The sequence below is a fragment of the Labrys sp. (in: a-proteobacteria) genome, assembly GCF_047605565.1.
In the GTDB taxonomy this organism is placed as follows: Bacteria; Pseudomonadota; Alphaproteobacteria; order Rhizobiales; family Labraceae; genus Labrys; species Labrys neptuniae.
The window spans coordinates 103,424-116,259 of the sequence record NZ_JASGFM010000005.1 but is presented as its reverse complement, the minus strand read 5'-3'; the positions used below and the strand labels follow the sequence as shown (position 1 = coordinate 116,259).

Below are 12,836 nucleotides of genomic sequence, written 5' to 3'. Positions count from 1 at the left end.
CCATAGACCCCAACTCAAGTTGGCGGTGACGTCGCAGACTCAGATGCGCTCCCACGCCACCACCTCGAAACCGGCATCGTCGCCCTCGCCGCGCGGGTGGGGCGTGCGCGATACCTCGCGCCATTCTCCGGCCGGCAGTGCGGGGAAGACGGCGTCACCCTGCGCCTCCAGGTCGAGTTCGGTGAGCAGCAGGCGGCTGGCCCGTGGCAGGGCCTGGGCGTAGATGGCGGCTCCGCCCGCGATGACGACTTCGTCGGCCTTCATCTCGGTCGCGACCTGCTGTCCGCGCCTGAGAGCCGCCTCCAGACTATCAACCACGTCCACTCCCTCGGGCTGAAACGAGGGGTCGCGCGTCACCACGATGGTACGCCGCCCCGGCAAGGGGCGTCCGATCGACTGATAGGTGTTGCGACCCATGATCAGGGGCTTGCCCATGGTGGCGGCCCGGAACTGCTTGAGATCCGAGCGCATATGCCACGGCAGCCCGTTGTCGACGCCGATGACACGGTTGCGGGCCATCGCGGCGACCATGATGACGGGAACGCTCATGGCTTGCCGTTCACACCGCGATCGGCGCGGAGATCGCCGGATGGGCTTCGTAGCCTTCCACGATGAAATCCTCGAATCTGTAGTCGAGGATCGAGGCAGGCTTGCGGGCAAAGCGCAGCGTGGGCCAGGGCTTGGGCGTGCGGCTCAACTGCTCACGCACGAGATCGCCATGGTTCTGGTAGACATGCACGTCGCCGCCGAACCAGACGAACTCGCCGGGCTCGAGGTCGCATTGCTGGGCCAGCATGCGGATCAGCAGCGAAGCGGTGACGAGGTTATAGGGCACACCGAGGCCGACATCGCAGGAACGCTGGTGCAACAGACCGGAGAGCTTCCCGTCGGCGACGAAATATTGATAGGTGGTGTGGCAGGGTGGCAGCGCCATCCCGTCGAGCTCGGCCACGTTCCAGCCGGTGAAGATCAGCCGTCGCGAGGTCGGATTGTGCTTGATGTCGTGCACCAGCCGCGCGATCTGGTCGATCCCTTTCGGGTCCCGGCGATAGAGCCCCTCCTCGCCTTCGACATCGGTCGGCACGAAGAGCGGCCAATGGCGCCACTGCGCACCATAGACCGGGCCAAGGTCGCCCCAGCGCTCGGCGAAGGCCTCGTCGGCCACGATCCGCGCCTCGAAATCCTCCTGGCTGATCGCCTCGCCGGTTGCATTGCGATATTTGGCGAGCGGCCAATCGGTCCAGATCGTCACCTTGTTCTGCAGCAGCGGCCGGATATTGGTGCCGCCGTCGAGGAACCACAGCAACTCGCGCACGATCGTCTTCCAGGACACCCGCTTGGTGGTGAGCAGGGGAAGCGTGCCGTCGGACAGGTCGATACGCAGGCTCTGCCCGAACAGAGCGCGCGTGCCGACGCCGGTGCGGTCGACCCGCGGCGTGCCCTCGCGCCAGACGCGGTCGAGGAGGTCGAGGTAACCCTGTTCGGGATGCGGCTTATGGGTGCGGTCGAGCATGGCCTGATCTTAGCCGCGGCATGCGATTCCGCGACTCCCAAAAAAGATTGTGCACCAGTCTTTGAAAGACTAGCGCGGATTTCCTGCCAAACCATGACCGAGCTGTCGCTCCGGCCACGATATCCGGCCACTCGCAGGGTTAAACCTTCAAGCGCCCTCGAAATCCCCTTACGGCATAATAGGAGGATGCGCCGTTGTGGTAGGTGAAGACATGGTCGTAGCGGCGATCGCAAAACAGCGCTCCGCCTCTCTTCCTGATTTCGGTCGGCGTCTTCACCCAGCTCGAGGTTTTCAAGTCGAACTCCCCAAGCTCCTGCAAGGCGCGATATTGTTCTTCCGTGAGGAGATCGACGCCGATGGCGGCGGCCAGGTCGACTGCACTGCCCTCCGGCTTGTGCTCCTTACGCTCGTCGAGCGCCTGGCGGTCATAGCAGAGGCTCCTGCGGCCCTTGGGTGTTTCCGCCGCACAATCGCAGAAGACATAGTCACCGGTTGCCGGATCCTCGCCGATCACATCCGGTTCGCCACCCGTCCGCTCCATTTCGCCGAGGGAGCGCAATTTCTCGGGATTGGCCTCCAGGCGCGCCTGCACCTTGGCCCATTCGAAGCCCTTGTGGCGCTTCATATTGGCATCGAAGCGAGCCTTCAGCACATCCAACAAGTACTGGCTACCGTTCTTGCTCATCTGGCGCTCCCGCTTCCCGTCGATAGGTGTGGTCTCGTCCTTGGTGCCCGATATCTAGTGTGCGAAATCCTCGCCGTGATATCCCTGCGCATAAAGCAGCGCCGTCAGGTCGCCATGTTCCACCCGCATGCGGGCTGCCGCGGCGACCGCGGGCTTGGCGCGATAGGCCACGCCGAGGCCGGCTTCGCCCAGCATGGCGAGATCGTTGGCGCCATCGCCCACTGCCATCGTATCGGAGGCTGCCAGGCCCCTCGCCTGCCTCAGGCGCTCGAGATTGGCGCGCTTGGCCTCCTTGCCGAGAATCGGCTCGGCGACCTCGCCAGTGAGGTAACCATCCCTGACCACCAGGAGATTGGAGTGATGCTCATCGAAGCCGACCATCGCGCCGATCTTGGCGGTAAACAAGGTGAAGCCGCCCGAGACGAGCGCCGTATGAGCCCCGTTCGCCCGCATGGTGCGCACCAGTTCCGGCCCGCCCGAGGTCAGTGTCAGGCGGTCGCGGATGACCTCGTCGGCGATGCTCTCGGGCAATCCCTTCAGCAGGGCCACGCGTTCGCGCAGAGCCGGTTCGAAGGCGATCTCGCCGCGCATGGCACGCTCGGTGATCTCGGCCACCATCGCCTTGGCACCGACGAAATCGGCCAACTCGTCGATGCATTCCTGGCCGATCATGGTGGAGTCCATGTCGGCGAGGAAAAGATGCTTGCGCCGCCCCTCGGCTTCCTGCACCACCAGATCGACGGTAGTCCCCGCGAGAGCCTCGCGCAGACGAGCCTCGATCTCGACGATCGGCGCATCGGCTGTACAGGCGATGTCGACGGCCACGCCGGGAGCCAGAACGCTGGGCTTCCCCGGTGCAGCCAGCGCCTCGACCGCGCGCGACAAAGCGGCCGCGTCGACGGCGGGACGGTCCGGATGGGAGATCAGCGTGGCGACAAGGGACATGAGGACAGGTATCCGGAGTGACAGCCATTCAATATGACGCCGTGCTTCTCGCAGGTCCGACGGCGAGCGGCAAGTCGGCTTTGGCCCTGGCTCTCGCCGAGCGCTTCACCGGCACCATCATCAACGCCGATTCCATGCAGGTCTACCGCGATCTTGCCGTGCTCAGTGCTCGCCCGGATGCCAGCGAGACGGCGCGCGCACCTCATTTGCTCTATGGCCACGTCGATGGCGCCGTCAATTATTCGGTGGGACGCTGGCGCGCGGACGCGGCAGCCGCGCTCGATGACGTCCGCCGGCAGCAACGCCTGCCCATCGTGATCGGCGGTACCGGCCTCTATTTCAAGGCGCTGGAGCGGGGGCTGGCCGAAATGCCCGCCGTTCCCGACAGCGTGCGCGACACTGTACGCGCCAAGGCCGAGGGCCTGGAGACGCAGGCTTTGCATGGCTGGCTGAGCCAGAAGGATCCTGCCATGGCGAATCGCCTGCGACCCAGTGATCGCCAGCGCCTGATCCGCGCTCTCGAAATCTTCGAAGCAACCGGCCGCTCCCTGTCGGAATGGCAGAGCGAACCCCATTCGCCCCCCCTGCTCGATGCCGGCAAATGCCTGCGCCTCTTTCTCAGCCCGCAGCGCGCCGAGCTCTATGCCAGGATCGATCACCGCTTCGACCTGATGGTCGGGCAAGGCGCGATCGAGGAGGTTCGCGCGCTCTCCCGGCGCGGCCTCGATCCGGCCCTGCCCGTGATGCGGGCCCATGGCGTGCCCGGGCTCTGCCGCTACCTCGCCGGGGAAATCGGGCTCGGGGAGGCCATAGCCGGTGCCAAGGCTGACACCCGCCATTATGCGAAACGCCAATTCACCTGGTTCCGCCACCAGATGCCGGGCTGGCGCTTCGTCGAGCCTGCTCAAGCACTTGCGGTTGCTTCGGATGCGCTGATGAACGAAATTTAACACGTGCCCGTCGCGATGTTCGCCAATTGCGGCCCGACGCCGGGTTTACATAGGAATTTCAAGGGGCTGCATAGGAGTTTCCGCAGCTTTGCCATGTGGAGACAGCTTCGTTCGAACGCCGTTTCGTCGATTTAGAGGCTTGTTTTCAAACATGGTTTCGGATTGATCGGGGGGGTTGCATTCCTATATGCAGCTTCTCTCCAGCTTATTCCGTTCTTTGGAATGGGCTTTCGTCCTGCTTTGGGCAGACGAACAATCAAAGGACCAAGACATGCCTTGGAGTAACCAGAGCGGCGGTGGTGGCCCCTGGGGTAGCGGCGGCGGCAACAGCGGGGGCGGGCGTCCGGGGGGCGGTGGCCCCTGGGGTGGTGGTCCATCCGGCGGTTCGCAGCCTCCGGATCTCGAAGACTGGCTTCGCCGCAGCAAGGACGGCCTCAAAAATCTCCAGGGCGGCGGCGGTTTCACGCCGCGCAACATCGCCATCGGCGCGGTGGCGCTGATCGGCCTGTGGCTCCTCACCGGCTTCTATCGCGTGCAGCCCAATGAGGTCGGCCTCAATCTCGTCTTTGGCAAATATGTTTCGCTGAGCCCGCCGGGCCTGCGCTACAATGTGCCCTATCCGATCGGCACGGTCGAAAAGCCCACCGTGACCAATGTCGAGACCATCAATGTCGGCACGCGTGGCGACAGCGACAGCGCCAATGAAATGCTGACCGGCGACGAGAACCTCGTCAATATCGGCTTCACGGTGCAGTGGCAGATCAACCCGGCCGCGCCGCAGGATTACGCCTTCAACCTGGCCAATCCCCGTGGCACGATCCGGGCCGTCGCAGAGAGCGCCATGCGCGAAGCCATCGGCCAGCGCAACATCACGCCGATCCTGACCGGCGATCGCCAGGCGATCGAGCAGCAGGTGCAAGGCGAGATGCAGCGAGCCCTCGACAGCTACCGGGCTGGCGTGCTGGTTCGCCTGGTGCAGTTGCAGAATGTCGATCCGCCGCCCCAGGTGATCGATGCCTTCCGTGACGTCCAGGCCGCGCGCGCCGACCAGGAAAACACCATCAACCAGGCGCAGGTCTATGCCAACAAAGTGATCCCGGAAGCAGGCGGTGAAGCCGCTCGTATCACCCAGGCGGCCGAGGCCTATCGTGCGCGTACCGTTGCCGAAGCCACCGGTGAGGCGTCGCGCTTCAACGAAGTCTACAGCGCCTATCAGAAGGCTCCTGTGGTCACCCGCGAACGCATGTATCTGGAAGCCATGACCTCCATCCTCACCGATACGAACAAGGTGATCCTGGACTCGAAGACGCAAGGCCAGGGTGTGGTGCCCTATCTGCCGCTCGACCGTCTGCTCAAGCGACCGGCCGGCACGGCACAACCCCAGCAGGGAGCGGCACAATGAGATCCCCGCTCGGAACCATCGCCCTGATCGCGACCGGTGCCATCCTGGTCCTGGTCTATCTGTCGGCCTATACGGTGACGCCGCGCGACTACGCCCTGCCCCTGCGCTTCGGCGAACCGCAGCCGGCCAAGACCCAACCCGGTCTGTACTGGAAATGGCCGTTCATCGAGAATGTCGAGTACATCAACAAGCAGGTGCTGGACCTCGACAGCCTGCCGCAGGAAGTCATCGCCAGTGACCAGAAGCGCCTGAAGGTCGACGCCTTCGCCCGCTATCGCGTCTCCGATCCGCTGCGCTTCTTCCAGACCTCGCGGTCGGAGAAGGGTGCGGAACTGCAGCTTTCCTCGATCCTGTCCTCGGCGGTTCGCCGCGTTCTCGGCCAATCGACCTTCGCCGCCGTCGTACGTGACCAGCGTACCGCGCTGATGGAGAAGATTCGCGCCGAGGTGAATCGTGAAGCCGGCGGCCTCGGCATCGAGGTGGTCGACGTGCGTATCCGCGGCGCCGACCTGCCGCAGGCCAACTCCGAGGCCGTCTACAAGCGGATGCAGTCGCAGCGCCAGACCGAGGCTCAGCAGATTCGCTCGCAGGGCACGCAGCAGGCTCAGATCATCCGCTCGGATGCCGACCGTCAGGTCGCCAAGATCCTCGGTGAGGCACGCGGTAAGGCGGCGGAGACGACCGGCCAGGCCGACTCGGCCCGCATCAAGATCCTGGCGGATGCCTACAACAAGGATCCGGAATTCTTCCAGTTCTACCTATCGATGCGGAACTACGTCGATGCGATGAAGCCCGACAACACGCAGGTCTTCATCAGCCCGGACTGGGATTATTTCCGTTATCTGCGTTCGCCGGCCGCCCCTACGGGAGCACCGGCCCCGGCAGCCTCTCCCCCGGCTCCTCCGGCGCAATAGGCTTGACGCCGGCCCTATATAAAGCTCCATTGCGCCGACCGCTTCATTGCGGCCGGCGTTTTTCTTAGGACCGCCGTGAACATTCTGACGGCTGCCCTTGCCAAAAGCGTCTTGCGATTTGACGGGTTCACCAAGAATCGCAAAAACGCTCTGGCCAATCGGTTGGATTGGCTGAAAACAAGGAGCTGGAGCGAACAAGCGTTCAGACATGAACGCATTTTGCTCCAGGATCGCAAACCGTCGGAAGGTTCGGGTGCGGTTCACATAATGTGTGGGGCGGATGGATAGTTTCTCTTTCGGTGATTTCATCACTGCGCTCGGACTGGCCTTTGCGATCGAAGGGTTGTTCTTCCTGGCCTTTCCCGATCCGGTACGGCGCATGATGGTCTCGGTCGCCAACTCCCCCAATGCGCAGCTCCGCCTCGCCGGATTCATTTCCGCCATCATCGGTATCATCATAATCTGGGCCGTAAGGGGCATGTGACGTCGTCGGCTCGGTAGCCGGACACCTCGGGGCCCGATGCACCGTCCCATCCTGTTGCGGGTGAAACTGACAAGCCCCAACTTTGCGTGAACTTGCGAGTACGTCACGCTCGCGCCGCATTCCGCACTTGAAATTCAATCCGACCGCGCCCCACATCAACACCGATGCGGGTGACCATCCGAGGACTTGATGCCGATTCAACTCAACACCCTGATGCGCCGCAGCGGCGCCGTTGCCATCGCCGCCCTCCTTGCCGCGAGCCCGGTCACGCTGGTAGCGCCGCCGGCCATGGCTGCGGCAGGTCCGCCTTCCGTCGCCGATCTCTCGGCCGAGCTGATCGATGCCGTCGTCAACATCTCGACGTCGCAGACGGTTGCCGCCGGCAGCAATGACGATGACGACGAGGATGCGCCCAAGCAGCCCATGCCCAAGCTGCCGCCCGGATCGCCTTTCGAAGAATTCTTCAACCAGTTCTTCAACAACAAGGACGGCAAGGGCCTGCAGCGACCGCGAAAAACCGAGGCGCTCGGCTCGGGCTTCGTCATCGACCCCAGCGGCATCATCGTCACCAACAACCACGTCATCGACGATGCCGACGACATCGAGGTCAATTTCAACGATGGTTCCAAGCTCAAGGCCAAGCTGCTCGGTCGCGACAAGAAAGTCGACGTCGCCGTGCTGAAGGTCGATCCGCCCAAGCCGCTGAAGGCCGTGAAGTTCGCTGATAGCGACAAGGTCCGCGTGGGCGATTGGGCGATGGCGATCGGCAACCCGTTCGGCCTGTCGAGCACGGTGACGCTGGGCATCATCTCGGCCCGCAACCGCGACATCAATTCGGGACCCTACGACAACTACCTGCAAACGGACGCTGCCATCAACAAGGGCAATTCCGGCGGGCCGCTGTTCGACATGGACGGCGGCGTCATCGGCATCAACACCGCCATCATCTCGCCGACGGGCGGCTCGATCGGCCTCGGCTTCTCCATGCCGTCGGCGACCGTGCAGCCGGTGATCGAGCAGCTCCGGCTCTATGGCGAGACGCGGCGCGGCTGGCTGGGCGTGCGGATCCAGGGCGTCAGCGACGACATCGCCGAGAGTCTCGGCATGCAGAAGGCCCAGGGCGCGCTGATCGCCGGCGTCGACGACAAGGGACCTGCCAAGCCGGCAGGCCTCGAACCGGGCGACGTGATCCTGAAATTCGACGGCCACGACATCAAGGAAATGCGGGACCTGCCCCGTCTCGTCGCCGACACGCCGGTGGACAAGAAGGTCGAGGTGGTGATCCTGCGCAAGGGCCAGACCCTGACCAAGACCGTGACCGTCGCCCGGCTCGATGAGAGCGACGGGGCGATCAAGGCATCCACCCGCGGCACCGAAACGCCCGAAAAGCCGAAGATCACCAAGGCGCTCGGCCTGGAAATGTCCGGCATCACCAAGGAGCTGCGCGACAAGTACAAGCTTGCCAACGACGCCAAGGGCGTGGTGGTCACCAAGGTGGACAATGGCTCCTCGGCCGAGGACAAGCAGGTCAAGGTCGGCGACGTCATCCTGCAGGTTGGCCAGCAGGCGGTCTCCAATCCCGAGGATGTGAGCAAGCGCATCGAGGAGTTGAAGAAGTCCGGCACCAAGCAGGCCCTGCTGCTGCTGTCGAACACCCAGGGTGAGCTGCGCTTCGTAGCGCTGGCGCTGAACTGAGCCGCTCGCGGACTTCTTGAGCGTTCAAGAGAGCAAAAAAACCCCCTTTCCGGCTCCGGCAAAGGGGGTTTTGCGAATCCGCATCGGGCGACCGTCATGGCCGGGCAGGAAAAGCGGGAGCATACCCTGTGAGACGGCATGGCGACGGCCACTGATTTCGCCCCCTATGTCCGACGATGGGCGCTGGTTCCCGACGGTGATCCGATCGTGACCCATTCGAGCCGCCTTCTGCCGGTTCTGCACGCTGGCGCGCCGGCCATGCTGAAGGTCGCCACTGAGGCGGAAGAACGCTGGGGTGCCGGCCTGATGATTTGGTGGGGCGGGCGTGGCGCTGCCCGTGTCCTTGCGCATGACGACCGGGCCATCCTGCTCGAGCGCGCCACCGGCCGCCATTCGCTGGTCCACATGGCCAAAAACGGAGCGGATGACGAGGCCAGCCGCATCATCTGCAAAGTCGTCGGTGCGTTGCATGAGGCGCGCGCGATGCCTCCGCTTGACTTGATCCCGCTCGAACAGCGGTTTCAGGCACTGGAGGCTGCACTCGAAGGGGAGATTTTTGCGCGATCTGCCGTCGCTGCCAGAGCGCTTCTCGCCAATCCGCGCGATGTCGTCACCCTTCATGGCGACATTCATCACGCCAACATTCTCGATTTCGGCGAGCGAGGCTGGCTTGCCATCGCCCCCAAACGCCTGAAGGGCGAGCGGGGTTTCGACTACGCCAATCTCTTCTGCAATCCGGACCATACGGTCGCCACCGCGCGGGGACGCCTTGCGCGGCAGGTCGAAGTGGTCGCTCGGGCTGCGCAGCTGGAGCGCGGCCGCCTGCTTCACTGGATCCTGGCTTGGGCAGGGCTTTCAGCGACCTGGCTGATCGAGGATGGCGAGGACGAGCATGTGGCGCGAACCCTCGAGGTCGCGAACATCGCTGTCGCGGAGATCGATAAGAGCTGACGTACCGCGCAGATCCGCGACGCGCGGCTCACCGGCAAAAATGCGGGAAAGCGCGCCTACTTCTTTTTGCGGAAATGATCGAGGCTGACGATCTTCTCGCTCTCGGCGGGCCGGTCGTCCTCACCGCCCTCATCCGCCGCCACCGGCTCTTCCACAGGCGGACTGGCTTTCTTGCGAGCGGGCTTGGCTGCCATCTCTTTGGCCCCGGCCTCCTTGGTCGGCGCACCCTTGCCGGCTTCGCCCTCGTCGCCACGCGGAACCGCACGGATCGCAGCCGGCGCCGGCGTGGGCGCGGCCTCCTCTTCCGACTCGCCCTCGTCGACTTCGAACTTCACGCCGAAATCGACCGACGGATCAAAGAAGGCCGTCATGGCGGCGAACGGTACGATCAGCCGTTCGGGAGCATTGCCGAAGGACAATCCGACCTCGAAGCCGTAGTCGCTGACGGTAAGGTCCCAGAACTGATGCTGGAGAACGATGGTGATCTCCTCCGGAAACTTTTCCGCCAAGCGCGCCGGAATACTGACGCCGGGGAACTGGGTCTTGAAGGAGATGAAAAAATGATGGTCGCCAGGCAGTCCGACGCGCGCAGCATCGGCCAATACGCGGCGAACCATGCCGCGCAGCGCATCCTGAGTGAGAAGATCATAACGGATATGGTCAATACTCATCGCGCAATTTCTTACCAGGCCAGCTCTTATTAGGTCGGGCCCGCTGGCACGTGCATACGCCTCGCAGACCGCATCTCGGATGGCCTGCAGGCAGACCGGAATGAAGTGGAGGCTTCTGTTGCCAGGTGCCTCCGGACCCCGCCTGCCGGTGCTACCCGTCAGGACTTGATTTCGGTCTAGTTACCGCTTACGCGGCAACCGCAACCGGAGCATAGTTGTCGTTGGCAACTATAAAAAAGGCCCGATATCGGCGGAACCATGCCGAGCGAAAGCACACCCTTTACACCCTCGTCGATCCTGTTTCGCCCCCGCCGCAGCCCGCCCTGACGGGCTCTGGTGGAGGCGCCGGGTACTGCCCCCGGGTCCGATAGGTTTATTTCGATGACCATTTATCGCCATAGCCGGCGCGAGCCGGCAAACTGAATATAAGCTGCCTGTTCGGCAGAAAAAAGAGGCGATTGCGGTTTGACGGAGCTTTCCTCAGGCTTGGCATGCCTTATTTGAGGATGAGGGCATCTTGCCCTGCCTGTGTCATCCATGTCCGGCGCATAATGGCGGCCATAGGTGATCCACGGAAATGCCGAGTATGAGCTGCCATGCGAGCCCCGAATCCGGGCATGAACGCACAGGGCCAGTTGCAGGAGACCATCATGATCGAAGCCACCCCCGCCACCCGCCAGGAAAGCGACTCCTTCGGGCCGATCGACGTGCCGGCCGGACATTATTGGGGGGCCCAGACCCAGCGCTCGCTCGAGAATTTCCGTATCGGCGCCGAAAAGATGCCTCGCCCGCTGATTCACGCCCTCGGACTGATCAAGCTGGCGGCAGCTCGCGCCAACCGCGAGCTCGGTGTGCTTGACCCCGCTCTGGCGGACACCATCGAGCGCGCCGCCCGCGAAGTCGCCGACGGCAGGCTCGACGATGAATTTCCTCTGGTCGTCTGGCAAACCGGCTCGGGCACGCAGAGCAACATGAATGCCAATGAGGTGATCTCCAACCGCGCCATCGAGATGCTCGGCGGCGCCATGGGTTCCAAGAAGCCCGTTCACCCCAACGACCATGTCAATCGCGGCCAGTCTTCGAACGATACCTTCCCCACCGCCATGCACGTGGCTGCAGCCCGCGAGATCCACGACCGCCTGCTGCCGGCACTGCGCCATCTTGCCTCCGCCTTGGAGCACAAGGCCGAGACCTTCAAGGACATCATCAAGATCGGGCGCACCCATTTGCAGGATGCCACCCCGCTCTCGCTCGGCCAGGAGTTCTCGGGCTATGTCACACAGTTGCAGCAAGGCATCCGGCGGGTCGAGGCCGGCCTCGCCGAATTGATGCCGCTGGCGCAGGGCGGCACCGCGGTCGGCACCGGCCTCAACACCCGCGAGGGCTTTGCGGAGCGAATCGCAGCCGAGCTTGCCGCCCTGACCGGCCTGCCCTTCGTCACCGCGCCCAACAAGTTCGAAGCCCTCGCCACCCACGACGCCCTGGTGTCGGCCCATGGTGCGCTCAATACCCTGGCCGTCAGCCTGTTCAAGATCGCCAGCGACATCCGCCTGCTCGGTTCGGGGCCCAGGGCCGGGCTCGGCGAATTGATACTGCCCGAAAACGAGCCGGGCTCCTCCATCATGCCCGGCAAGGTCAACCCGACGCAGTGCGAGGCGATGACCATGGTCTGCACCCGGGTGTTCGGCAATCAGAGTACCGTCACCTTTGCCGGCAGCCAGGGACATCTGGAACTGAACGTATTCAAGCCGGTGATCGCCGACGCCGTGCTGCAATCGGTCCGGTTGCTTGCCGACGCAACCAACAGCTTTACCGATCACTGCGTCAGCGGCATCGAGGCCGACACGTCGCGAATCAGCGATCTCGTAGCGCGTTCCTTGATGCTGGTGACCGCGCTAACACCTGTCATAGGTTATGATAAGGCAGCTTATATTGCCAAGACGGCGCACCGTAACGGTACCACTCTACTTCAGGAAATATTGGCGGCAAAAATAATGGACGAAAGAGCTTTTGAAAGTGCGATGAGCCTTGCACGGATGATCACGCCAGATAAAGAATGACAGGAACGTTGTTTTCTAACCAACGCATATGTCTTACAAGATGCAACCCAATCGAGCCTCAAGTCGATATTGAAGTTGTTCACTTGAGAGAAAGTTCCTTTCCGGTAAGCTGATGGCTGAGATCGTGAATTTGAGGAGAGTACGCAAGGCTCGGGCAAGGGCCGAAGCCGGGCAGGAGGCCGCCCGGAAACGCTCGATCCATGGACTCTCGCGCATCGATAGGGAAAGGCTGCAGGCGGACAAGCAGGAGGCCGAAAGGCACCTCGACAGACACCGCCTGGAGCCCAATAATGTAGAGTGATGGGCTGCCATGAAAAGCAAAGTCGTTAAACGTTCGATCGTCATTGCCGGCCACAAGACGAGCGTATCCCTCGAGGACGCCTTTTGGGAAACGTTGAAGGAACTGGCCGCCAAGCGCGATCTCACGCTCTCGGACGTCGTTGCCGAGATCGATGCCACGCGCGCCCAAGGAAATCTGTCTTCCGCAATCCGGCTCTTCGTCCTGGAGAATGTACGCCGAGGATGAGGCGCGAGATGATTTGACACGGGCGGCAATCATATTCGCC

General features: G+C 63.2%; 14 protein-coding genes and 1 other RNA gene. 9 read left to right on the top strand and 6 right to left on the bottom strand.

What is annotated here, in order from left to right; genetic code table 11:
• Window positions 1-39 precede the first annotated feature (39 nt).
• From QM672_RS07180 to serB, 4 genes are all read right to left on the bottom strand, one after another.
• On the bottom strand, window positions 40-549 hold the full coding sequence (locus QM672_RS07180) for a dihydrofolate reductase (RefSeq protein WP_415081556.1): 510 nt from the start codon (window positions 547-549) through the stop codon (window positions 40-42).
• 10 nt (window positions 550-559) lie between these two features.
• Window positions 560-1,513, bottom strand: coding sequence for a thymidylate synthase (locus tag QM672_RS07175; protein ID WP_367623204.1), 954 nt, complete (start codon window positions 1,511-1,513; stop codon window positions 560-562).
• A gap of 139 nt (window positions 1,514-1,652) precedes the next feature.
• Window positions 1,653-2,198 carry a DUF4256 domain-containing protein gene (locus tag QM672_RS07170; protein WP_367623205.1) on the bottom strand — a complete coding sequence of 182 codons (546 nt, stop codon included), beginning with the start codon at window positions 2,196-2,198 and terminating at the stop codon, window positions 1,653-1,655.
• A 54-nt stretch (window positions 2,199-2,252) separates the two neighbouring features.
• The gene (gene serB, locus QM672_RS07165; protein ID WP_415081554.1) at window positions 2,253-3,143 is read right to left on the bottom strand and encodes a phosphoserine phosphatase SerB; all 891 of its coding nucleotides are present in this window, start codon (window positions 3,141-3,143) and stop codon (window positions 2,253-2,255) included.
• Between the two features lie 17 nt (window positions 3,144-3,160).
• On the opposite strand from serB, the gene miaA reads away from it, so the two are divergent.
• The 6 genes from miaA to QM672_RS07135 all read left to right on the top strand — a co-directional run bounded on the left by miaA (window position 3,161) and on the right by QM672_RS07135 (window position 9,539).
• Window positions 3,161-4,093 carry a tRNA (adenosine(37)-N6)-dimethylallyltransferase MiaA gene (gene miaA, locus QM672_RS07160; protein ID WP_394308079.1) on the top strand — a complete coding sequence of 311 codons (933 nt, stop codon included), beginning with the start codon at window positions 3,161-3,163 and terminating at the stop codon, window positions 4,091-4,093.
• A 271-nt stretch (window positions 4,094-4,364) separates the two neighbouring features.
• Window positions 4,365-5,495, top strand: a complete 1,131-nt coding sequence (gene hflK, locus QM672_RS07155) for an FtsH protease activity modulator HflK (RefSeq protein WP_311941581.1) — start codon at window positions 4,365-4,367, stop codon at window positions 5,493-5,495.
• Window positions 5,492-6,409 (top strand): protease modulator HflC, encoded by a 918-nt coding sequence (gene hflC / locus QM672_RS07150; protein WP_311941583.1) that lies wholly within the window; start codon window positions 5,492-5,494, stop codon window positions 6,407-6,409. The genes hflK and hflC overlap by 4 nt, the downstream gene beginning before the upstream one ends.
• 280 nt (window positions 6,410-6,689) lie before the next feature.
• A complete protein-coding gene (locus tag QM672_RS07145) occupies window positions 6,690-6,893 on the top strand; it encodes a DUF2065 domain-containing protein (RefSeq protein ID WP_105862061.1) in 204 nt (67 codons plus the stop codon).
• A 189-nt stretch (window positions 6,894-7,082) separates the two neighbouring features.
• Window positions 7,083-8,588, top strand: coding sequence for a Do family serine endopeptidase (locus QM672_RS07140; RefSeq protein ID WP_415081550.1), 1,506 nt, complete (start codon window positions 7,083-7,085; stop codon window positions 8,586-8,588).
• A 138-nt stretch (window positions 8,589-8,726) separates the two neighbouring features.
• Window positions 8,727-9,539: an aminoglycoside phosphotransferase family protein gene (locus QM672_RS07135; RefSeq protein ID WP_415081548.1), complete on the top strand. Its 813-nt coding sequence runs from the start codon at window positions 8,727-8,729 to the stop codon at window positions 9,537-9,539.
• Between the two features lie 56 nt (window positions 9,540-9,595).
• Here QM672_RS07135 and QM672_RS07130 read toward each other — a convergent pair whose 3' ends face one another.
• Both QM672_RS07130 and ssrA read right to left on the bottom strand, forming a co-directional pair.
• The gene (locus QM672_RS07130; protein ID WP_415081546.1) at window positions 9,596-10,210 is read right to left on the bottom strand and encodes an SspB family protein; all 615 of its coding nucleotides are present in this window, start codon (window positions 10,208-10,210) and stop codon (window positions 9,596-9,598) included.
• Window positions 10,211-10,314: 104 nt separating this feature from the next.
• Window positions 10,315-10,665, bottom strand: a transfer-messenger RNA (tmRNA) gene (gene ssrA / locus QM672_RS07125).
• Between the two features lie 195 nt (window positions 10,666-10,860).
• Between ssrA and fumC the strand changes: the two genes are divergently transcribed.
• The 3 genes from fumC (at window position 10,861) to QM672_RS07110 (ending at window position 12,796) form a co-directional block, all read left to right on the top strand.
• Window positions 10,861-12,270: a class II fumarate hydratase gene (gene fumC / locus QM672_RS07120; protein WP_415081544.1), complete on the top strand. Its 1,410-nt coding sequence runs from the start codon at window positions 10,861-10,863 to the stop codon at window positions 12,268-12,270.
• Between the two features lie 112 nt (window positions 12,271-12,382).
• Entirely contained in the window at window positions 12,383-12,571 is a 189-nt protein-coding gene (locus tag QM672_RS07115) for a DUF4169 family protein (protein ID WP_311941598.1), read from the top strand.
• A 9-nt stretch (window positions 12,572-12,580) separates the two neighbouring features.
• The gene (locus QM672_RS07110) at window positions 12,581-12,796 is read left to right on the top strand and encodes a ribbon-helix-helix domain-containing protein (RefSeq protein ID WP_068282176.1); all 216 of its coding nucleotides are present in this window, start codon (window positions 12,581-12,583) and stop codon (window positions 12,794-12,796) included.
• The last annotated feature ends 40 nt before the right edge of the window (window positions 12,797-12,836 follow it).

What these genes read in the sequence shown, in the direction of transcription:
- hflK (WP_311941581.1), top strand. Translation starts at nt 4,365, where the DNA reads ATGCCTTGGAGTAACCAGAGCGGCGGTGGTGGCCCCTGGGGTAGCGGC.
- QM672_RS07110 (WP_068282176.1), top strand. Translation starts at nt 12,581, where the DNA reads ATGAAAAGCAAAGTCGTTAAACGTTCGATCGTCATTGCCGGCCACAAG.
- QM672_RS07115 (WP_311941598.1), top strand. Translation starts at nt 12,383, where the DNA reads ATGGCTGAGATCGTGAATTTGAGGAGAGTACGCAAGGCTCGGGCAAGG.
- QM672_RS07170 (WP_367623205.1), bottom strand. Translation starts at nt 2,198, where the DNA reads ATGAGCAAGAACGGTAGCCAGTACTTGTTGGATGTGCTGAAGGCTCGC.
- QM672_RS07130 (WP_415081546.1), bottom strand. Translation starts at nt 10,210, where the DNA reads ATGAGTATTGACCATATCCGTTATGATCTTCTCACTCAGGATGCGCTG.
- fumC (WP_415081544.1), top strand. Translation starts at nt 10,861, where the DNA reads ATGATCGAAGCCACCCCCGCCACCCGCCAGGAAAGCGACTCCTTCGGG.
- QM672_RS07180 (WP_415081556.1), bottom strand. Translation starts at nt 549, where the DNA reads ATGAGCGTTCCCGTCATCATGGTCGCCGCGATGGCCCGCAACCGTGTC.
- QM672_RS07145 (WP_105862061.1), top strand. Translation starts at nt 6,690, where the DNA reads ATGGATAGTTTCTCTTTCGGTGATTTCATCACTGCGCTCGGACTGGCC.
- serB (WP_415081554.1), bottom strand. Translation starts at nt 3,143, where the DNA reads ATGTCCCTTGTCGCCACGCTGATCTCCCATCCGGACCGTCCCGCCGTC.
- hflC (WP_311941583.1), top strand. Translation starts at nt 5,492, where the DNA reads ATGAGATCCCCGCTCGGAACCATCGCCCTGATCGCGACCGGTGCCATC.
- QM672_RS07135 (WP_415081548.1), top strand. Translation starts at nt 8,727, where the DNA reads ATGGCGACGGCCACTGATTTCGCCCCCTATGTCCGACGATGGGCGCTG.
- QM672_RS07140 (WP_415081550.1), top strand. Translation starts at nt 7,083, where the DNA reads ATGCCGATTCAACTCAACACCCTGATGCGCCGCAGCGGCGCCGTTGCC.
- QM672_RS07175 (WP_367623204.1), bottom strand. Translation starts at nt 1,513, where the DNA reads ATGCTCGACCGCACCCATAAGCCGCATCCCGAACAGGGTTACCTCGAC.